The following is a 20,948-nucleotide window of genomic DNA, read 5'->3' on the forward strand; positions in this document are numbered from 1 at the left end:
TTTGAGTGACATGGCGAAAAACCTAATCCTGTGGCTGGTCATCGCCGTCGTGCTGATGTCGGTGTTCAATAGCTTCAGCCCCAGCGATACCACCAGTCGCCAGCTGGACTATTCCAGCTTCGTGAAAGAAGTGACCCAGGAGCAGATCCGTGAAGTGCGGATGGATGGCAAGGTCATCAATGGCGTCAAGCGCACCGGTGAACGTTTCACCACCATCATTCCTGCGCCGGATCCCCAACTGCTCAACGACATGCTCAACCATAACGTCAAGGTGATGGGTGAGAAGCCGGAAGAACCGTCCCTGATCACGTCCATCTTCATCTCCTGGTTCCCGATGCTGTTGTTGATCGGTGTCTGGGTCTTCTTCATGCGTCAGATGCAGGGCGGTGGCGGCAAGGGTGCCATGTCGTTCGGCAAGAGCAAGGCTCGCCTGATGAGCGAAGATCAGATCAAGACTACCTTTGCCGACGTAGCCGGTTGTGACGAGGCAAAGGAAGAGGTCAAGGAGCTGGTCGACTATCTGCGTGACCCGACCAAATTCCAGAAGCTGGGTGGCAAGATCCCGACCGGCGTCCTGCTGGTAGGTCCTCCTGGTACCGGTAAGACCCTGCTGGCCAAAGCCATTGCAGGCGAGGCCAAGGTGCCGTTCTTCACCATTTCAGGTTCGGACTTCGTGGAAATGTTCGTGGGTGTCGGTGCCTCCCGGGTGCGTGACATGTTCGAACAGGCCAAGAAATCCTCCCCCTGCATTATCTTCATTGATGAGATCGATGCGGTCGGTCGCCAGCGTGGCGCCGGTCTGGGTGGTGGTCACGACGAACGTGAGCAGACCCTGAACCAGATGCTGGTTGAAATGGATGGTTTTGAAGGCAACGAAGGCATCATCGTCATCGCCGCAACCAACCGTCCCGACGTACTGGATCCTGCGCTGCTGCGTCCGGGTCGTTTCGACCGCCAGGTCGTGGTCGGCTTGCCGGATGTTCGCGGTCGTGAGCAGATCCTGAAAGTGCATATGCGCAAGGTACCGCTGGCGGATGACGTCAATCCGGCGCTGATTGCCCGTGGTACCCCTGGTTTCTCCGGTGCCGATCTGGCCAACCTGGTGAACGAGGCTGCCCTCTTCTCTGCTCGCGAGAGCCGCCGAGTGGTCTCCATGCTGGAGTTCGAAAAGGCGAAGGACAAGATCATGATGGGGGCGGAACGTCGCTCCATGGTGATGAAAGAGTCCGAGAAGGAGATGACGGCCTATCACGAAGCGGGTCACGCCATCATTGGTCGCGTGGTGCCGGATCATGACCCTGTCTACAAGGTCTCCATCATTCCGCGCGGCCGTGCGCTGGGTGTGACCATGTACCTGCCGGAGCAGGACCGCTGGAGCCACTCCAAGCAGCATCTTGAGTCCATGATCTCCAGCCTGTATGGCGGTCGTCTGGCGGAAGAGTTGATCTACGGTGCCGAGAAGGTATCGACCGGTGCATCCAACGACATCGAACGTGCGACCGACATCGCCCGCAAGATGGTCACCCAGTGGGGCATGTCCGAGCGTCTCGGCCCCATGCTCTACGCAGAAGAGGATGGTGAAGTCTTCCTCGGCCGCAGCATGGCCAAGGCCAAGCACATGTCTGACGATACCGCCCGCATTATCGATGCAGAGGTCAAGCAGGTCATCGATCGCAACTATGATCGTGCCAAGCAGATCCTGCTGGACAACATGGATGTGCTGCACACCATGAAAGATGCATTGATGAAGTACGAGACCATCGATGCCAAGCAGATCGATGATCTGATGGCGCGTCGCGAGGTCCGTGCTCCCAGCAACTGGCATGATGAGCACGGTGACACCCCGCAAGGTGGTGCCAGCGTGAACAACGGGCCGGAGGCCATGGCGCCGGCTGAAGAGGGCAGTGCACCTCTGAGTGACATCGACAAGGCGAACGATGTCCCGGCCAAATAAGTTGCCATGATACAAACCCCGGGCTTGCCCGGGGTTTTTCTTTGCACGAAGAGTTTGCCGCTCTTGTTGGAGGTAGTTGAAGCAATGCAGTTAATCAGCAAGGGACGTCCCCTTTCTCTCGACCGTCCCCATGTCATGGGCATTCTCAATGTGACGCCGGACTCCTTTTCAGATGGTGGCTGCTTCAAGCAGATCGATCTGGCGTTGAGTCATGCCCGCGACATGGTGGCCGATGGGGCCACCCTTATCGATATAGGTGGCGAGTCGACCCGCCCGGGCGCCCCCGACGTGAGCGAGCAGGAGGAGCTGGACAGGGTCATCCCCGTGGTGGAGCGCATGGTCGCCGAGCTGGATGTGATGATCTCCCTCGATACCTCCAAGGCGATTGTCATGCGGGAGGGTTGTGCTGCAGGTGGTCACCTCATCAATGATGTCCGCGCCCTGCAAGAGCCGGGAGCGCTGGGCGCGGCGGCCGAGGCTGGCGTACCGGTATGCCTCATGCACATGCAGGGGCAGCCCCGTACCATGCAGGTGGAGCCGCACTATGACGATTTGCTGGGGGAGGTGAGAGCCTTCTTTGACGAGCGGATTGCCGCTTGTCTGGGGGCCGGTATCCCGCGTGAGCATCTGGTACTGGATCCAGGCTATGGCTTTGGCAAGACGCTGGCGCACAACTATCAGCTGCTGGCACAGCAGGCGTCACTGCTCGATTACCAACTTCCGCTCTTGGTGGGCATGTCACGAAAGTCTATGATAGGCAACCTGCTTGACCGCCCGGTAGCCGAGCGGTTGGCTGGTAGTCTGGCCTGTGCCCTGATCGGGTTGCAACATGGCGCCAGGATCATCCGGGTGCACGACGTGCGGGCCACCATGGATGTCTTGCGTACAGGCTGGATGACCATGACGGGACAAGATTTCATATCCAAATAGAAAAACGAGAAACAGACAATGACCAGAAAGTACTTCGGCACCGACGGCGTGCGCGGCAAGGTGGGTGAATACCCGATCACCCCGGATTTCGTCATGAAACTGGGCTGGGCCGCCGGCAAGGTGCTCTCCAAGAAAGGGACCAAGAAGGTGCTGATCGGCAAGGATACCCGTATCTCCGGTTATATGCTGGAGTCGGCACTGGAGGCGGGGCTCTCCGCCGCCGGTCTCAAAGCCATACTGATGGGACCCATGCCCACCCCGGCGGTTGCCTACCTGACTCGCACCTTCCGTGCCGAAGCCGGCATCGTCATCAGTGCATCCCACAACCCCTATTACGACAACGGCATCAAGTTCTTCTCCGCCGACGGCACCAAGCTGCCCGATGATGTCGAGCTGGCCATCGAAGCCGAGCTCGACAATGAACTCAAGTGCGTGGAGTCCGCGGAGCTTGGCAAGGCGCAGCGCATCGATGATGCGGCTGGTCGCTACATCGAATTCTGCAAGAGCACCTTCCCCTCCAATCTGAGCCTGGAAGGGCTGAAAATGGTGGTGGATTGCGGTCATGGTGCCACCTACCACATCGCCCCTTCCGTCTTCCGCGAGCTGGGTGCCGAAGTCATCGCCATCGGCTGCAGCCCGGATGGGCTCAACATCAATGACGGCGTCGGTTCCACCGCACCGGAGGCGCTGGCCGCCAAGGTCCAGGAATGCAAGGCAGATCTTGGCGTCGCCTTCGACGGTGACGGCGACCGTCTGGTGATGGTGGACAGCACTGGTTACATCATCGACGGGGATGAGATCCTCTACATCATCGCCCGGGATGCCCTGCGCCATGGCCGCCTCAAGGGCGGTGTGGTGGGCACCCTGATGGCCAACATGGGGCTGGAGCTGGCGCTTCAGACCCTGGGCATCCCCTTTGCCCGTGCCAAGGTGGGTGACCGCTACGTGCTTGAGATGATGAACGAGAAGGGCTGGCGCATCGGGGGCGAAAACTCCGGTCACATCATCTGCCTGGATCAGACCACCACGGGGGATGGTATCGTCGCCGCCCTGCAGGTGCTGACGGCCATGCGCAGTGCCGAGATGCCGCTGGCCAAATTGCGTTCGGGCATGAGCAAGTTCCCGCAAGTGCTGGTCAATGTGCGCTTCGCCGAAGGCAAGGATCCGCTGGCCTCAAGTGTCGTTCAGCAGGAAGTGGCGGCAGTGGAGCAGGAACTGGCCGGCCGTGGCCGGGTGCTGCTGCGCAAATCTGGCACCGAGCCCCTGATCCGGGTCATGGTCGAAGGTGAACACGAACAGCAGGTGCGCGATATGGCAGAGCGCATCGCCAAACAGGTCGAATCGGCGCTTTAATGAACAACCAAGGCGGCTTTTTAGTCGTCTTGGTTGTATCTTGTTCAAACGATTCGAAAATTTGAAAATAGCACTTGTCAGCTGAGCATCCTCTGGATATTATCAGCCCCGCTTTCGCAAGGGAGTTGCCGATGGGACATCGCAAGCCGTTTGTAGCAGCCAACTGGAAGTTACACGGTAGTAGGTCGCAGTTAGAGCAGTTTACGAGTCAGTGCGCAGAGCGCATTGATGAAGACGTAGATGTGGTCTTGTGTCCATCCCATGTGCATCTCGGTCTCACGGCCGAACTGCTCGGTGAGCAGGGAAGAGTGAAGCTGGGGGCTCAGAACGTGAGCCAGCACAGACAAGGCGCTTATACGGGTGAAATCTCGTGTGAGATGCTGGTCGAGGCAGGTTGCCGATATGTACTTGTTGGCCACTCCGAGCGCAGGCGTCTCTTTGGTGAGACCAGTTTTATCGTCGCAGAGAAGTTTGCTGCAGTCCGAGCAGCAGGTCTGATACCCATACTTTGTCTGGGTGAGTCAGGCGCGGCGAGGCAGGCAAGAAGAACCTTTGAGGTGATTGCCGAGGAACTGGACATCGTCATAGAGAAAAATGGCGCGATGGCTTTCGATAATGCTATCATCGCCTACGAGCCAATCTGGGCTGTAGGTACAGGTAAATGCGCCACACCCGAGCAGGCACAAGAGGTTCATTCCTTTATTCGCGGTCGCTTGGCGGAGGATACTCCGGTAATAGGTGAGAAAGTCAGAATCATCTATGGTGGGAGCGTGACACCGGCCAATGCACAAGATTTGTTTGCGCAGCCCGATATTGATGGCGGTCTGATAGGCAGGGCAAGTCTTGATGGCGAGGCGTTTTTAGGAATAGTTGAAGCGGCAAAGGGTGCAAGTTAAATGTACGAGATTCTTTTGGTCGTTTATCTGCTGGTATCGCTGGCTCTGATTGGTCTGGTGATGATTCAGCAAGGTAAAGGGGCTGATATGGGCGCCTCCTTCGGCGCAGGGGCATCGAATACAGTGTTCGGCTCCGGTGGTTCAGGAAGTTTCCTGACCCGAACAACAGCGATTTTGGCTACTCTGTTTTTCTTGATTAGTCTGGTTCTGGGTTCCATGTCCAGCAACAAGGTAAAACAGGGTAGTGAATGGGAAAATCTGCAACAGACTCAACAAGTTGAGCAGAGCAAAGCGCCAGTGAAGAAAGATACTGACGTTCCCGAGTAAGAGTTTTGCCGTGGTGGTGGAATTGGTAGACACGCTATCTTGAGGGGGTAGTGCTCTAGGGTGTGCGGGTTCGAGTCCCGCCCACGGCACCAATTAAGTAGTGAACCCGGGTAACCGGGATGTTATAGCCGCTGAGTCTTGTCTCACGAGAGTGAAGTGGCTATAATCTCGCACGATTTCGGACGCGGGGTGGAGCAGCATGGTAGCTCGTCGGGCTCATAACCCGAAGGTCGTCGGTTCAAATCCGGCCCCCGCAACCAAATTTCACGCATTTCCTACGCTCAGGAAGGCGGTCGCTGCGAGGCGACAATCAGGGTAAAGCGCCAAGCCCCGATTTGACATCGGGGCTTTTTGTTATGTGCAATTTACTCTGAATCTATTTCTATCTGGGCTATATGCCCTTTTTTCGTTTTTCGGAGGGTGACTTTGGCTACGTTGGAACAACGTTTGACCGATCTGCTCGAGGCTCCGGTCGTTGCCTTGGGTTTTGAACTGTGGGGTATCGAGTTTATCCGTGCGGGTAAGCACTCGACCTTGCGCGTTTTCATCGACTCGGAGCAAGGCGTGACGGTGGAAGACTGTGCCGAGGTGAGCCGCCAGGTCGGCGCCATCATGGATGTCGAAGATCCCATCACCGAGGAGTACTACCTTGAGGTGTCTTCCCCGGGTCTGGATCGTCCACTGTTCAAGGTCGCCCAGTTCGAAAAATACGTTGGCCAGGAGGCGGCGGTAACGCTTCGGATGGCAACAAACAACCGCCGCAAGTTCAAAGGCGTAATCAAAGCCGTGCAGGGGGACATGATCACTCTGACGGTAGATGGTAAGGACGAGGTGTTGGCTTTCACCAATATCCAAAAAGCGAACATAGTGCCGAACTTTGGTTAACGAGGCTATCGGATATGAATAAAGAGATTTTGCTGGTCGTTGACGCTGTGTCCAACGAGAAGGCTGTCCCCCGCGAGAAGATTTTCCAGGCTCTGGAGACTGCGCTGGCGACTGCGACCAAGAAAAAATACGAAGGCGAGATTGAAGTGCGTGTCGAGATCGATCGCAAGACCGGTGACTATGACACCTATCGCCGTTGGGTCGTGGTGGCCGATCAGGCTTCCATGGAGAACCCGTACGGGGAAATCACTCTCGAAGCCGCTCAGATCGAGCAGCCGGATATCCAGATCGGCGACTATGTTGAAGACCAGATTGACTCTGTGACCTTCGACCGTATCACCACCCAGACCGCCAAGCAGGTCATCGTGCAGAAAGTGCGCGAGGCTGAGCGTTCCCAAGTCGTTGACCAGTTCAAGGACAAGGAAGGCACCATCATCAGCGGCGTGGTCAAGAAGAGCAACCGCGACAACGTGATCCTGGATCTGGGCAGCAATGCCGAAGCCGTGATCTTCCGTGACGACATGCTGCCCCGTGAGACCTTCCGTCCCGGCGACCGTATCCGTGGCCTGCTCTACGCCGTGCGTCCGGAAGCCCGTGGTTCCCAGCTGTTCGTCAGCCGCTCCAGCCCGGACTTCCTGAAAGAGCTGTTCCGCATCGAAGTGCCGGAAATCGGCGAAGAGATGATCGAAATCATGGGCGCCGCCCGTGATCCGGGTTCCCGCGCCAAGATCGCGGTCAAGACCAACGATCGTCGTATCGACCCGATCGGTGCCTGTATCGGCATGCGTGGTGCCCGCGTTCAGGCCGTCTCCGCCGAGCTGAGCGGTGAGCGTGCCGACATCGTGCTGTACGATGACAACCCGGCCCAATACGTGATCAACGCCATGGCGCCAGCCGATGTGGCTTCCATCATCGTTGATGAAGACAACCACACCATGGACATCGCCGTGGAAGCCGCCAACCTGGCCCAGGCCATCGGCCGCAACGGTCAGAACGTGCGTCTGGCCTCCCAGCTGACCGGTTGGGAACTGAACGTGATGACCGTCGAGGACATGCGTGCCAAGCACCAGGCCGAGAACGACCGCATCCTGACGCTGTTCACCAGCACCCTCGATATCGACGACGATTTCGCCGGCCTGCTGATGGAAGAGGGCTTCTCCACCCTGGAAGAGATCGCCTTCGTCCCGGTCAACGAGCTGCTGGCCATCGACGGTCTGGATGAAGACATGGTCGAAGAGCTGCGCAAGCGTGCCAAGGATGCCCTGACCACCAAGGCCCTGGCCAAAGAAGAATCCTTTGAAGGCGTCGAGCCTTCCGAAGAACTGCTCAATCTCTCCGGCCTTGGCCGTGAAATGGCCTATGCCCTGGCCGCTCGCGGTGTCGGCACCCTGGAAGATTTGGCAGAGCAAGGTATCGATGACCTTGCCGACATCGAAGAGTTGACCGCCGAGAAGGCTGGTGAGCTCATTATGGCTGCTCGCAATATCTGTTGGTTCGGAGAAGAGCAGTCTGAATAAGGTCAAACGGAGGAAAATGAATGGCAGAAGTATCAGTTAAGCAACTTGCCACTGACATCGACACGCCGGTTGATCGTCTTCTCCAGCAGTTTGTCGATGCCGGCATCGTGAAGAGCAAGGCCGACGACATGGTCAGCGAGTCTGAGAAACAGACTCTGCTGGCACATCTGAAGAAACAGCATGGAGGTGACGAGGTCACCGCACCTGCTCGCATGACCTTGCAGCGCAAGACCAAGAGCACTCTGAGTGTTCAGGGGACTGGTGGCAAGAACAAGGAAGTGCAGGTAGAAGTGCGCAAGTCTCGCACCTATGTAAGACGCTCGGCGCTGGAAGATGAACAGCGCCAGGCGGAAGCCGAGGAAACAGCGCGTTTGGAAGCAGAAGAAAAAGCTCGTCGCGAGGCCGAAGAGAAGGCCCGCCTCGACGCTGAAGAGAAGGCTCGCCGTGAGGCTGAGCAGGCTCGTCGTGAAGCTGAGGAAAAGGCGCGGATCGAGGCACAACAGAAGGCTCGACAGGCTCAACAGCCCGCCAAAGCAGCCGGTAGCACAGCTCAGCAAGAGGCAGAAAAGATGGCCAAGCGCGAAGCAGAAGAACTGAAGCGCCAACAGGAACAGACAGCTTTGCAAAAAGCTGAAGAACTCGCCGCGAAGAAAGCCGAAGAGGCTCGCATCATGGCGGAACAGAATGCGGCCCGCTGGGCTGAAGAAGAAGCGGCTCGCGCCAAAGAGAGCAGCGATTACCATCTGACCACCAACAAGCACGCGCAAGCGGCCGAAGATGAGTTGGATCGTAAGGAAGAGACCAGCCGTCGCACGGCTGCCGCTGCCAAGGCGCCGAAGAAAGTCGGCCGTCGCGAAGACGACCGCAATGACCGCAACTCCCGCGATCCGCGTGCCCGCAAAGGCAAGCGTGGCAAGATGGCCATGCCGAACGCCATGAAACACGGCTTCAACAAGCCGGCTGCCGTGGTCAACCGTGACGTCGTCATCGGCGAGACCATCACAGTGGCGGAGCTCGCCAACAAGATGGCCGTCAAGGGCGTTGAAGTCATCAAGGTGATGATGAAGATGGGTGCCATGGCCACCATCAACCAGGTGATCGACCAGGAGACCGCTCAGCTGGTCGCCGAGGAGATGGGTCACAAGGTAGTGCTGCGCCGTGAGAACGAGCTGGAAGAGGCGGTACTTAGCGATCGTGACGAGACCTCCGAAGCCAAGCCGCGTGCGCCGGTCGTGACCATCATGGGTCACGTCGACCACGGCAAGACCTCGCTGCTGGACTACATCCGTAAAGCCAAGGTCGCGGCGGGCGAAGCCGGTGGCATTACCCAGCACATCGGTGCGTACCACGTCCAGACCGACAGCGGGATGATCACCTTCCTGGATACCCCGGGTCACGCGGCGTTTACCTCCATGCGTGCTCGTGGTGCCAAGGCGACCGACATCGTTGTTCTGGTTGTTGCTGCTGACGACGGCGTGATGCCGCAAACCATCGAAGCTATCCAGCACGCCAAGGCGGCCGGTGTGCCGCTGGTTGTTGCGGTGAACAAGATCGACAAGCCTGAAGCGGATCCGGATCGCGTCAAGACCGAGCTGGCCCGTTACAACGTCATGTCCGAAGACTGGGGTGGCGATTGCCAGTTCGTGCACGTCTCCGCCAAGTCTGGCGAAGGCATCGACGACCTGCTGGAAGCCATCCTGATCCAGGCCGAAGTCCTGGAGCTGAAAGCGGTGGTTGACGGCATGGCCAACGGCGTCGTGATCGAATCCTTCCTGGATAAAGGTCGTGGTCCGGTTGCCACCGTGCTGGTACAGGAAGGTACTCTGCGTCAGGGCGACATCGTTCTGTGTGGTCTTGAGTACGGCCGGGTTCGCGCCATGCGTGACGAACTGGGTCGCGAGATCAAGGAAGCAGGTCCCTCTCTGCCAGTGGAAATTCTGGGTCTGTCCGGCGTTCCCTCTGCCGGTGACGAAGCCACGGTCGTGCGTGACGAGAAGAAAGCCCGTGAAGTGGCGCTCTACCGTCAGGGCAAGTTCCGCGAAGTCAAGCTGGCCCGCCAGCAGAAGGCCAAGCTGGAAAACATGTTTGCCAACATGACCGAGGGCGAAGTGTCGGAAGTGAACGTGGTGATCAAGGCCGATGTACAAGGCTCTGTGGAAGCGATCTGCGATGCGCTGGTCAAACTCTCCACCGACGAAGTGAAGGTGAAGATCGTGGGTTCCGGCGTAGGTGGCATCACCGAAACCGACGCGACCCTGGCCGCGGCTTCCAGCGCCATCCTGGTGGGCTTCAACGTCCGTGCCGACGCTTCTGCGCGCAAGGTCATCGAATCCGAGAGCCTGGATCTGCGTTACTACTCCGTCATCTATGACCTGATCGACGAAGTGAAGCAGGCCATGAGCGGCAAGCTGGCTCCTGAGTATCGTCAGGAGATCATCGGTCTGGCTGAAGTGCGTAGCGTCTTCAAGTCGCCGAAGTTCGGCGCCGTTGCCGGCTGTATGGTTACCGAAGGTGTGGTCAAGCGTTCCAACCGCATTCGCGTTCTGCGTGACAACGTGGTTATCTATGAAGGCGAGCTGGAATCCCTGCGCCGCTTCAAGGATGACGTCAACGAAGTTCGCAACGGCTACGAGTGCGGTATCGCGGTCAAGAACTACAACGACGTGCGCGAAGGCGACCAGATCGAGGTGTACGAGACCGTTGAAATCCAACGGACTCTGTAAGCCGAGAGTTAGACAAAATAGGGGGCCGCGGCCCCCTTTTATCGCAGGATAGAATATGGCCAGAGAATTCAGCCGGACCCGTCGGGTCGGGCAGCAGATCCAGCGTGAAATCGCGCTGATCCTGCAGCGCGAGGTGAAAGACCCGCGCATCGGCATGGTGACCGTCTCCGACGTGGAGGTCTCCAAGGACCTCAACTATGCCAAGGTTTATGTCACCTTCTTGCAACTGGAGAATGACGCCGAGCGCATCAAGGAAGGGCTCAAGGGCCTGACCGAGGCTGCCGGTTACATCCGCAGCCTGCTGGGCAGCGCCATGCGTCTGCGGGTGGTGCCCGAGCTGCGTTTCTACTACGACCAGACCCTGGTCGAGGGGATGCGTCTCTCCAACCTGGTGACCAACACTGTGCGTGAAGACAAGCGTCGCATGACTGAAGCCGGTCGTGACGAAGAGCAATCCGCACCGGATGACACGACTGAGGATAACGCCTGAGATGTCTCGTAGACGTCGTTTCAAAGGCCGTGACGTACACGGCATCCTGCTGCTGGACAAACCGACCGGCCTGACTTCCAACGATGTGTTGCAGAAGGTCAAGCGGATCTACAACGCCGCCAAGGCCGGCCATACCGGCGCCCTGGACCCCCTGGCCACCGGCATGTTGCCGATCTGCCTCGGCGAAGCCACCAAGTTCTCCCAGTATCTGCTGGAAGCGGACAAGCGATATGAGGTGACAGCCAAGCTGGGCGAGCGCACCAATACCAGCGACTCCGACGGCGAGGTGGTCTCCACCCGTCCGGTGAACGTGGCCGTGGGTACCCTGATCGAGGCGCTGGACCAGTTCCGCGGCCCCATCATGCAGGTGCCGTCCATGTACTCCGCCCTCAAGCACAACGGCCGTCCGCTCTACGAATATGCCCGTGAAGGGATCGAGATCGAGCGGGAAGCCCGTCCCATCACCATCTTCGAACTCAAGCTGCTCGGCTTCGAGGGGAACGAGGTGAAGCTGGAAGTGCATTGCAGCAAGGGTACCTATATCCGTTCCCTGGTGGACGATCTGGGGGAAGTGCTGGGCTGTGGCGCTCACGTCACCCAGCTGCGTCGCACCCAGGTGGCCAGCTACCCCTATGAGCGGATGCTGACCCTGGAACAGCTCGAGTGCATCTTCGAGCAGGCCAAGGCCGAAAGCATTCCGCCACGGGAGCAGCTGGATCCCCTGCTGCTGCCGATGGACACCGCCGTGGCCTCTCTGCCCGAGGTGAACATGCTGGTCGCCGTGGCCGCCTATGTGAACCAGGGTCAGGCCGTGCAGGTGGCAGGTAGCCCCCAAAGCGGCCAGGTCCGCATGACGGTTGGCCCGGAGCGCGAATTCATCGGGGTTGGCGAGATCGATGACGAGGGGCGCGTGGCGCCCAAGCGTCTTGTTCGCTACCACGACGAGGAGTGATCCTCAGGCGGTATCGGTCTGTCACGCGTCTTTCCCGTTGCGAAAAGGGGCGGGGACGATTATGATACCGCCCTCATTTCACGGCTGAATTAGAGATTGGCTGTGAACCTTTAAACACTCTACTGGAGTAATACCATGTCTCTAAATGCTGAGATCAAAGCTCAAATCGTTGCCGACAACGCTCGTGGCGCCAACGACACCGGTTCCCCCGAAGTGCAAGTTGCCCTGCTGACTGCCCAGATCAACCATCTGCAAGGTCACTTCAAGGAGCACGCCAAGGATCACCACGGTCGTCGCGGTCTGCTGCGCATGGTTTCCCAGCGTCGTAAGCTGCTGGACTACCTGAAGCGTAAAGACGTTCAGCGTTACGCTGCTCTGATCGCCAAGCTGGGTCTGCGTCGTTAATCGACCATCAGATTTCGCAAAAAAGGGGAACCGCGAGGTTCCCCTTTTTTATTGCCCGTTTCAAACAGGATGCAGGCCGTTGCCTGCCTCACAGAATTGACGTCCGCGCTTACCTTTTGATGCGAATCAAGTATACTTGCACGCGAATTTAAAGCGCCAAATTGTTAAAAGGAAATTCACGTGAATCCTATTGTAAAGTCATTCCAGTACGGTCAACACACCGTCACACTGGAAACCGGTGTGATGGCCCGTCAAGCCACTGCGGCCGTCATGGTCAGCATGGACGATACCTGTGTCTTCGTGACTGTCGTTGGCAAGAAAGAGGCCGATCACGGCCGTGATTTCTTCCCGCTGACCGTCAACTATCAGGAGCGTACCTATGCTGCTGGTCGTATCCCGGGTGGTTTCTTCCGTCGTGAAGGCCGTCCGAGCGAGGGTGAGACCCTCATCTCCCGTCTGATCGACCGTCCCATCCGTCCGCTGTTCCCGGAAGGCTTCCTCAATGAGGTTCAGGTGGTTGCCACCGTCATGTCCGTGAACCCGGCCGTTTCTCCCGACATCGTTGCCATGATCGGTGCCTCCGCGGCCCTGGCCATCTCCGGCATCCCGTTCGGCGGCCCGATCGGTGCAGCCCGCGTGGGTTACATGAACGGCCAGTACGTGCTGAACCCGACCACCACCGAACTGCCCCAGAGCGATCTGGATCTGGTGGTTGCCGGTACTGCCAATGCGGTGCTGATGGTGGAATCCGAAGCGGCCATCCTCTCCGAAGAGGTGATGCTGGGCGCCGTGGTCTACGGTCACGAGCAGATGCAGACCGTGATCAGCGCCATCAATGAATTCGCTGCCGACGTCGGTACCAAGCCCTGGGACTGGACCCCGCCTGCCGTCAACGAAGCGCTGAAAGCCAAAGTTGCCGAACTGGCCACAGCTGAACTGGGTGAAGCCTACCGTATCACCGAGAAGGCTGTTCGTTACGAAACCATCGCTGCCATCAAGGGCCGCGTGGTCGAGCAAGTCATCGCATCCGGCGTGGAAGAAGATGCCAAGAAGATCGGCGAAGAGTTCCACAGCCTGGAGAGCCGCATCGTCCGTGGTCGCGTCGTACGTGGTGAGCCGCGTATCGACGGTCGCGATCCGGAAATGATCCGCGCCCTCTCCGTCGGTACCGGCATCCTGCCCCGTGCCCACGGTTCTGCCCTGTTCACCCGTGGTGAAACCCAGGCCATCGTGGTCGCCACGCTGGGTACCGAGCGTGACGCCCAGAACATCGACGAGCTGACCGGCAACCGCGCCGATCGCTTCATGCTGCATTACAACTTCCCGCCCTACTGCGTCGGCGAGACCGGCATGATGGGCAGCCCGAAGCGTCGTGAAATCGGTCACGGTCGTCTGGCCAAGCGCGGCGTTGCTGCCGTGATGCCGAGCGCCGCCGAGTTCCCGTACGTGGTGCGCGTAGTCTCTGAAATCACCGAATCCAACGGTTCCTCCTCCATGGCGTCTGTCTGTGGTTCCTCCCTGGCGCTGATGGATGCCGGTGTGCCGATCAAGGCCTCCGTTGCCGGTATCGCCATGGGTCTGGTGAAGGAAGAAGAAGGTTTCGTCGTGCTGTCCGACATCCTGGGTGACGAAGATCACCTGGGCGACATGGACTTCAAGGTAGCCGGTACCAGCGAAGGTGTGACCGCGCTGCAGATGGACATCAAGATCGAAGGCATCACCAAAGAGATCATGGAGATTGCGCTGAAGCAGGCTCGTGGCGCTCGTCTGCACATCCTGAAGGTGATGGACGAAGCTATCCAGGCTCCCCGTGCCCAGATCTCCGATTTCGCACCGCGCATCCACACCATCAAGATCAATCCTGAGAAGATCAAGGACGTGATCGGCAAGGGTGGTTCCGTGATCCGTGCCCTGACCGAAGAGACCGGCACCAACATCGAGCTGGATGATGACGGTACCGTTCGCATCTCCGCCGTGGCCAACGAAGCCGCCATGGAAGCGATCCGCCGCATCGAGGCCATCACCGCCGAGATCGAAGTGAACCGCATCTACGAAGGCAAGGTCGTGCGCCTGGCTGACTTCGGCGCCTTCGTCAACATCCTGCCGGGTAAAGACGGTCTGGTGCACATCTCCCAGATCACCGATGCCCGCGTGCAGAACGTGGCCGACTTCCTGAAAATCGGTGACGTGGTGAAGGTGAAGGTACTGGAAGTGGACCGTCAGGGCCGTGTGCGTCTCTCCATCAAGGAAGCGAACGCACCGACCGAAGCGGCTGCTGCTCCTGCTGCCGTTGCCGTCGAAGAGCCGGCTGCCGAATAAGGCTGCCGTATGTGAAAGAGCCGACCCTTGGGTCGGCTTTTTTGTGCCTGTCGCCCGGCATGGCGCAGATTGTCTCCTTGTTCCTTTTGGCGCCCCTTGATATAAGGGACGACCCCGCTTCGTTGGCAAAAGGAATTGCAGCATGTCATGGGCCTACCTCAGGCAGTTTCCTTCCCTGGTCTGGATCGTCATCCTGGGCACTTTCATGGTGCGTACCACCTTCTTCATGGTCTGGCCCTTTCTCTCGATCCTGCTCTACCGTGACTACGGACTTTCGGCGACCCTGATAGGCCTGATCCTGGGGGCCACGGCGGCGCTTTCCACTCTCGTCAGCTTCTATGGCGGCTGGCTCTCGGACAAATGGGGGCGGCGCAACATCCTGCTGTTCGGCTGCCTGGTTTCCGCCGCCAGTGTGGCCCTGCTCGGCCTCTCCCACCAGGTGGGCTGGCTGGCACTCGGGGTGATCGGCAGCGGACTCTCCTACGGGCTCATCGACTCACCGGGCAAGGCACTGATGGCCGACAATCTGGCCGAGCCCAAAGCCCGTGAGCTGGCGCTGCACCTGCGTTATTTCCTGCTCAACCTGGGGGCGGCCATCGGTCCTCTGCTCGGCGTCACCTATGGCCTGAGCGCGCGTCAGGAGACCTTCCTGTTGCTCAGTGCCAGCTATCTGCTGCTTGGCATCGTCTTTGTCATCGGGTTCAGGCTGGCAGGTTGCCACACCAGCCAGGCGGCCGGGCCCGGCATGCGTGCCGTGCTGCGGGTGCTCTGGCAGGACAGGGGGTTTCTGCTGCTGATCATGGCCAATCTGCTGCTGATGCTGGTCTATGCCCAGTTCGAGTCGCCCCTCATCCAGTATCTGACCCGCGCGGGGACGCCGGAGGTGGAGCGGCTCATCGGCTGGCTGGTGACGACCAACGCGCTGACCATAGTGATGCTGCAGTTTCCCCTGCTGCACCTGACTGCCCGCTGGTCCACACGGCGCAAGCTGCAACTCGGGGTGGCGCTCTTTCTCGGCGCCCAGTTGCAGTTTGCGCTGGGGGATACCGCCATCTGGTGGCACTGGATAGTGGCGGTGATCCTCTTGAGCGTCGGGGAGTGCATCCTCTTCCCCTTGCTCAATGTGCTGATCGATCAGATGGCGCCTGGTCATTTGAAGGGGAGCTATTTCGGGGCGGCCTCCATCTCCGGACTCGGGGTGGCCATGGGGGCCTTGCTGGGAGGCTGGGTGCTGGCCCACTGGGGCGGGAGCTGGCTTTATGCCCTGATGGCGCTGCTCTGCCTGGTGATCCTGATGCTCTATGGTCTGAGTACCCGGACCTCGCGCCCTGCGCTGGTCCGGGTCGGGCCCTGACGGCTAGAAGGTCAGCACCTTGTCGGCGGCCAGAGTCCATTGGGCCAGCAAGGGGAGGGTGCCTATCTCTATGCCCTCGACAAGGGGTAGCGGGGTGATGCCGCGCGCATCGGTGCAGCTCTTGCAAAGCCGGATCCGGGTGCCCTGAGCCAGCAGTATCTCCAGCATCTGGCGCAGGTTGTAGCCCTCGGCCGGAGCCTGCCCGGCCAGAGCAGCAGTGACGGCATCCGACATCAGGAAGAGGTTGAGGTCTACCTTCGCCTCCTCTTTGAGGGCGATGCCGAGGCGCAGGGCATTGAACAGGGACTCGCTGCCATAGGGGGCGCCGTTGGCAATGATGAGAATGTGTTGGGTCATGTGGCTCTCCTGATTGAAAGGGCCATTGTAGCCTCGGCGAAAGCGGCCCGGCATGATGCAGAGCACACTCTGTCGTAGCCCGGCCCCGTGTGTCTTGACCTCACACAGGGAGTCAGGTCTCATGGACGGCCATCCAATATGACAGAACAAAGAGGTTGTTATGTGGAAGATCGCCGGAATAGGCTTATTGTTGTTGGCCGGACAAGCCTATGGTAGTGAAAACATCGGCTGCAAGGCCAGAGAGCAGGCCGTGACGGATCAGCTTGCGTTCGCCAGGGCGCACAACAACCAGGAGCAGGTAGCCGGCCTTGAGCGGGCACTGCGCAACCTGGAGGCCCATTGTACCGATGCCGGGCTCCTTGAGGAGCAGCAACGCAAGGTGGTCAAGCAGAGGGAAGAAGTGGAAGAGCGGCTGGCCGAGTTGCAGAGCGCACGGGTATCGGGCAAGCCGGACAAGATTGCCAAGAAGCAGTCCAAGCTGGAGGAGTCCCAGGCCGAGTTGCTGGAAGCCCAGCGCGAACTCGAGGCGCTGCAAAAACTGGTCAAACCCTGAGGGAAGGGCAGCGCAATAGAAAAAGCCGGGCATGCCCGGCTTTTTCTATTTCTGGATAATGCGCCCGCGAGTGTCAGACGCGGACTGCCTGTGCATCCGCACGAATTTCTCCATCAACTGATCTTCGGTTTCCACCCTATGGACGGGATCCCGGAGGATGCAGTCCCTCTAGAGCAGACGCTGATGCAGGTGTTACTGCTACTGCTACTGCTACTGCTACTGCTACTGCCTGTGCATCCGCACAAACTTTTCCATCAGCTGATCTTCGGTTTCCACATGGGCGGGATCCCAGATGATGCAGTCGATGGGGCAGACGCTGATACAGGCTTACTGCCTGTGCATCCGCACGAACTTTTCCATCAACTGATCTTCGGTTTCCACCCTATGGACGGGATCCCGGAGGATGCCGCACATGGGGCACAGACGCTGATGCAGGCGTTACTGCCTGTGCATCCGCACAAACTTTTCCATCAGCTGATCTTCGGTTTCCACATGGGCGGGATCCCAGATGATGCAGTCGATAGGGCAGACGCTGATGCAGGTCGGCTTCTCATAGTGGCCGACGCATTCGGTGCAGCGATCCGGGTCTATCTCGTAGATCTTGCTCCCCAGGGTGATGGCCTGGTTCGGACACTCCGGATCGCACATGTCACAGTTGATGCACTTGTCGGTGATGAGCAGTGCCATCTTAGGCCGCCGAGTGAGGTTGACGGGTATCCTCGCGCTCGCCGAGGTTGCGCAGCAGGATGCCGTAATTCACGTCGATCTCCTTGGGTACCGGCACGTAGACCACGTGGCCGTTGCCCGGTGCGGTGTCGATGAGCTCGCCCTTGCGGTTCTGCATCTGCTCCAGGTTGAAGCTGAGGTTGCCCTGGGGGGTCATCAGCTCCAGACTGTTGCCCAGCAGGAACTTGTTCTTCACCTCGACCTCGACCATGTCACCGTTGCGACCGGTGATCTCGCCGACGAACTGCTGGGTGTCGGAGACGGAGTAACCGTAGTCGTAGTTCTGGTATTCGCTGTGGTTGTGACGGCGCAGGAAGCCCTCGGTGTAGCCGCGGTGGGCCAGGTTCTCGAGGGTGCCCATCAGGGTCGGATCGAATGGACGGCCAGCCACCGCATCGTCGATGGCCTTGCGATAGACCTGGGCGGTACGGGCGCAGTAGTAGAAGGACTTGGTACGGCCTTCGATTTTCAGCGAATGAACGCCCATTTTGGTCAGGCGCTCGACGTGCTCGACGGCGCGCAGATCCTTGGAGTTCATGATGTAGGTGCCGTGCTCGTCTTCAAACGCGGTCATGAACTCGCCCGGGCGGTTGGACTCTTCCAGCAGCACCAGGGCATCGGTCGGCTTGCCTGCGCCCAGGGTCGGATCCACCTTTTGCACGGCGATGGGCTCCTGGCGGTGGACGATCTGGCCCACGTCATCTTCCTTGCCCTCGTGCACCTTGTATTCCCAGCGGCAGGAGTTGGTGCAGGTGCCCTGATTGGGGTCACGCTTGTTGATGTAGCCGGAGAGCAGGCAGCGGCCGGAGTAGGCCATGCACAGTGCCCCGTGGACGAAGACTTCCAGCTCCATCTCCGGCACCTGCATGCGGATCTCCTCGATCTCGTCGAGAGACAGCTCGCGGGAGAGGATGGCACGGGTCAGGCCCATCTGATGCCAGAATTTCACCGTGGCCCAGTTGACCGCGTTGGCCTGCACCGAGAGGTGGATAGGCATGTCGGGGAAGGCTTCGCGCATCATCATGATGAGGCCGGGGTCGGACATGATGAGTGCATCCGGCTTCATATCCACCACGGGGCGCATGTCGCGGATGAAGGTCTTGAGCTTGGAGTTGTGGGGCTGGATGTTGGCCACCACATAGAACTGCTTGCCGAGGGCATGGGCCTCGTTGATGCCGAGCTGCAGATTCTCGTGATCGAATTCGTTGTTGCGTACCCGCAGGCTGTAGCGCGGCTGGCCCGCATAGACGGCGTCTGCGCCATAGGCATAGGCGTAGCGCATGTTCTTGAGGGTCCCGGCAGGGGAGAGCAATTCTGGTCTGAACATGTTGGACTCTTTTATCTGATTGCAAATCAGGACGGCGCCACCTGATGGCGTCGTGTGGGTTCATCGGAGCAGGAGGTGACTCGATACTCCGGATATACGGGGTGCGAGATTGTACTCGTGACCGCCTCGTCATGCAATTTGGGACGGCCTTGGCATGCCTGCGCCATGTTCATTTTACGCTCAGACTGGGGTTGCTAGAGTGCAAGGGGTGAAAGATACCCCTGAGTTGGCTGTGAAATGGATCTTTTCGGCGAAAAAGACCATCTCCAAGTTGAAATTTTGCCCTGCTCGGGAAAGAATGCGCGCTCGGTTGTTGGTCCCCGGTGACGGGCCCACAAGAGACCGATGATGAGCAGGGCAAAGGCCCACAGGAACAGGAAACCATACAGGAATTTTATGAATCCCCTTCGCATTGCCGCTTCGGCTCTTTTATGTACGCTGACGCTGGTCAGCCAGCAGGCCGCCGCCGTTGAATACCAGCTGCCTGCAGCCAACAGCCGCCTGATCGGTGAGAACCAGGAATACGTGGTGCCCGCAGACAACCGTCCGCTGGAGCAGATCGCCTCCGACTTCCAGCTGGGTCTGACCAACATCATGGAAGCCAACCCCGGCGTCGACCCCTACTTGCCCAAGGCGGGCAGCACGCTGATCATTCCCCATCAGCTGATCCTGCCCAACGCTCCCCGCGAAGGGATCGTCATCAACGTGGCGGAGATGCGTCTCTACTACTACCCGAAGGGCAAGAACGTGGTGCATGTGCTGCCCATCGGCATCGGCCAGCTCGGGGTCAACACCCCGGAGAACTGGATCACCAAGGTTGAACGCAAGCGTGCCAACCCGACTTGGACCCCGACCGAGAATATCCGTCGCCGCTACGCCGCCCAGGGCAAGACCCTGCCCGCGGTCTGGCCGGCCGGCCCGGACAACCCCATGGGCCTGCACGCGCTCTACATCGGCAACCTGTACGCCATCCACGGCACCAACGCCACCTTCGGTATCGGTTTGCGGGTGAGCAGCGGCTGCGTGCGCCTGCGCGCCGACGACATCAAGTACCTGTTCGATCACGTGCCGGTCGGCACCCGCGTCCAGTTCGTCAACCAGCCGGTCAAGACCACGGTCGAGCCGGATGGCGGTCGCTACATGGAAGTGCACGAGCCGCTGTCGCGCACCGAGGAAGAGTTCAACTCCACCGCCTCCGTGCCGCTGCCCATGACCCCGGCTACCACCCGCTTCATCGCCCATGCTGACAGCGATTCCAACGTGGTCAAGCAGGTGCTGGAACAGCGTACCGGCATCCCGACCCGCCTCAATCCAGAGGCGTAATGGCCGGCAAGTGCAGTTAAACAACAACGGCGACCATCAGGTCGCCGTTGTTGTTTCTGCATATCCGGACGTCAGCTGGCTGGTGGGGCATAGAGGGCCAGCCAGTTGCCTTCGGTATCTTCGATGATGACCCGGGAGCCATGACCGCTGCCGATGCTGTGCAGAGGCTCCAGCACCCGCCCGCCGAGCCGGGGGACCAGCAGCTCCGCCTCCTGCAGCCTGTCACCGAGGGAGAGATAGATGAGGGGACCGGCACCGCCGGGCTGGTGATATTTGTCCATGGGGCCGAGACAGGCCGCCGCGTTGCTGCCGTCGTGGCGCAGCATGGCAAAGCGCATGGTCTCTTCCTGGATGGGGGTGACCTGCACATCGAGCAGGGCCGAGTAGAAGTCCATGGCGCGATCCAGATCCCGTGTCGGAATGTCGGCCCAGACCAGGGTGTTGTCCATCGTCGTATTCTCCAGAGTTCCCGGCCAACGCGGTCGGTGGCTCTTTGAGGTTAGAAGTGGCTGTCGGGGGGCGCCATGGATAAAAAAAGCGGCGCCTGATGGCGCCGC

At 59.4% G+C, this 20,948-nt stretch carries 19 protein-coding genes and 2 tRNA genes; 17 read left to right on the forward strand and 4 right to left on the reverse strand.

Annotated features, from left to right (window positions below; translation table 11 throughout):
* Position 1 precedes the first annotated feature (1 nt).
* From ftsH to AB7E19_RS12855, 15 genes are all read left to right on the forward strand, one after another.
* Positions 2-1,954: an ATP-dependent zinc metalloprotease FtsH gene (gene ftsH, locus AB7E19_RS12785; RefSeq protein ID WP_322130963.1), complete on the forward strand. Its 1,953-nt coding sequence runs from the start codon at positions 2-4 to the stop codon at positions 1,952-1,954.
* Between the two features lie 84 nt (positions 1,955-2,038).
* Complete coding sequence (folP, locus tag AB7E19_RS12790) at positions 2,039-2,884, forward strand: dihydropteroate synthase (protein ID WP_322130964.1); 846 nt, start codon at positions 2,039-2,041, stop codon at positions 2,882-2,884.
* Between the two features lie 18 nt (positions 2,885-2,902).
* Complete coding sequence (gene glmM, locus AB7E19_RS12795; protein ID WP_322130965.1) at positions 2,903-4,237, forward strand: phosphoglucosamine mutase; 1,335 nt, start codon at positions 2,903-2,905, stop codon at positions 4,235-4,237.
* 131 nt (positions 4,238-4,368) lie between these two features.
* The gene (tpiA, locus tag AB7E19_RS12800; protein ID WP_427935512.1) at positions 4,369-5,133 is read left to right on the forward strand and encodes a triose-phosphate isomerase; all 765 of its coding nucleotides are present in this window, start codon (positions 4,369-4,371) and stop codon (positions 5,131-5,133) included.
* Positions 5,134-5,460 carry a preprotein translocase subunit SecG gene (gene secG / locus AB7E19_RS12805; protein ID WP_010633113.1) on the forward strand — a complete coding sequence of 109 codons (327 nt, stop codon included), beginning with the start codon at positions 5,134-5,136 and terminating at the stop codon, positions 5,458-5,460.
* A gap of 7 nt (positions 5,461-5,467) precedes the next feature.
* Positions 5,468-5,552: transfer RNA gene (locus tag AB7E19_RS12810), tRNA-Leu, on the forward strand.
* Between the two features lie 91 nt (positions 5,553-5,643).
* Positions 5,644-5,720, forward strand: a tRNA-Met gene (locus tag AB7E19_RS12815).
* A gap of 166 nt (positions 5,721-5,886) precedes the next feature.
* The gene (gene rimP, locus AB7E19_RS12820; RefSeq protein WP_010675370.1) at positions 5,887-6,345 is read left to right on the forward strand and encodes a ribosome maturation factor RimP; all 459 of its coding nucleotides are present in this window, start codon (positions 5,887-5,889) and stop codon (positions 6,343-6,345) included.
* Between the two features lie 14 nt (positions 6,346-6,359).
* Entirely contained in the window at positions 6,360-7,862 is a 1,503-nt protein-coding gene (gene nusA, locus AB7E19_RS12825; protein ID WP_039040286.1) for a transcription termination factor NusA, read from the forward strand.
* Positions 7,863-7,882: 20 nt separating this feature from the next.
* On the forward strand, positions 7,883-10,585 hold the full coding sequence (gene infB / locus AB7E19_RS12830; protein WP_043153231.1) for a translation initiation factor IF-2: 2,703 nt from the start codon (positions 7,883-7,885) through the stop codon (positions 10,583-10,585).
* Between the two features lie 55 nt (positions 10,586-10,640).
* Positions 10,641-11,075, forward strand: coding sequence for a 30S ribosome-binding factor RbfA (gene rbfA, locus AB7E19_RS12835; protein WP_010675366.1), 435 nt, complete (start codon positions 10,641-10,643; stop codon positions 11,073-11,075).
* Position 11,076: 1 nt separating this feature from the next.
* Entirely contained in the window at positions 11,077-12,027 is a 951-nt protein-coding gene (truB, locus tag AB7E19_RS12840; RefSeq protein ID WP_041215670.1) for a tRNA pseudouridine(55) synthase TruB, read from the forward strand.
* Between the two features lie 135 nt (positions 12,028-12,162).
* Entirely contained in the window at positions 12,163-12,432 is a 270-nt protein-coding gene (rpsO, locus tag AB7E19_RS12845) for a 30S ribosomal protein S15 (RefSeq protein ID WP_010675364.1), read from the forward strand.
* A gap of 180 nt (positions 12,433-12,612) precedes the next feature.
* Positions 12,613-14,751: a polyribonucleotide nucleotidyltransferase gene (gene pnp, locus AB7E19_RS12850; RefSeq protein ID WP_103243615.1), complete on the forward strand. Its 2,139-nt coding sequence runs from the start codon at positions 12,613-12,615 to the stop codon at positions 14,749-14,751.
* 142 nt (positions 14,752-14,893) lie between these two features.
* On the forward strand, positions 14,894-16,105 hold the full coding sequence (locus tag AB7E19_RS12855; RefSeq protein ID WP_139738033.1) for an MDR family MFS transporter: 1,212 nt from the start codon (positions 14,894-14,896) through the stop codon (positions 16,103-16,105).
* A gap of 3 nt (positions 16,106-16,108) precedes the next feature.
* Here AB7E19_RS12855 and AB7E19_RS12860 read toward each other — a convergent pair whose 3' ends face one another.
* Positions 16,109-16,462, reverse strand: coding sequence for a DsrE/DsrF/TusD sulfur relay family protein (locus AB7E19_RS12860; RefSeq protein WP_043153224.1), 354 nt, complete (start codon positions 16,460-16,462; stop codon positions 16,109-16,111).
* Between the two features lie 160 nt (positions 16,463-16,622).
* Here AB7E19_RS12860 and AB7E19_RS12865 point away from each other — a divergent pair, with 160 nt between their 5' ends.
* Positions 16,623-17,015, forward strand: coding sequence for a DUF1090 domain-containing protein (locus AB7E19_RS12865; RefSeq protein ID WP_214004396.1), 393 nt, complete (start codon positions 16,623-16,625; stop codon positions 17,013-17,015).
* A gap of 438 nt (positions 17,016-17,453) precedes the next feature.
* Here AB7E19_RS12865 and AB7E19_RS12870 read toward each other — a convergent pair whose 3' ends face one another.
* Together AB7E19_RS12870 and yegQ are read right to left on the reverse strand one after the other, a co-directional pair.
* The gene (locus tag AB7E19_RS12870; RefSeq protein ID WP_010675358.1) at positions 17,454-17,702 is read right to left on the reverse strand and encodes a YfhL family 4Fe-4S dicluster ferredoxin; all 249 of its coding nucleotides are present in this window, start codon (positions 17,700-17,702) and stop codon (positions 17,454-17,456) included.
* Between the two features lies 1 nt (position 17,703).
* Positions 17,704-19,068 (reverse strand): tRNA 5-hydroxyuridine modification protein YegQ, encoded by a 1,365-nt coding sequence (gene yegQ, locus AB7E19_RS12875; protein WP_010675357.1) that lies wholly within the window; start codon positions 19,066-19,068, stop codon positions 17,704-17,706.
* Between the two features lie 396 nt (positions 19,069-19,464).
* Here yegQ and AB7E19_RS12880 point away from each other — a divergent pair, with 396 nt between their 5' ends.
* Positions 19,465-20,391: a L,D-transpeptidase family protein gene (locus AB7E19_RS12880; protein WP_042014484.1), complete on the forward strand. Its 927-nt coding sequence runs from the start codon at positions 19,465-19,467 to the stop codon at positions 20,389-20,391.
* Positions 20,392-20,462: 71 nt separating this feature from the next.
* Here the strand turns inward: AB7E19_RS12880 and AB7E19_RS12885 are convergent, their stop codons facing one another.
* Entirely contained in the window at positions 20,463-20,840 is a 378-nt protein-coding gene (locus tag AB7E19_RS12885; protein WP_010673739.1) for a VOC family protein, read from the reverse strand.
* Positions 20,841-20,948: the final 108 nt, after the last annotated feature.

Source organism: Aeromonas sp., assembly GCF_050252055.1.
Taxonomy (GTDB): Bacteria; Pseudomonadota; Gammaproteobacteria; order Enterobacterales; family Aeromonadaceae; genus Aeromonas; species Aeromonas caviae.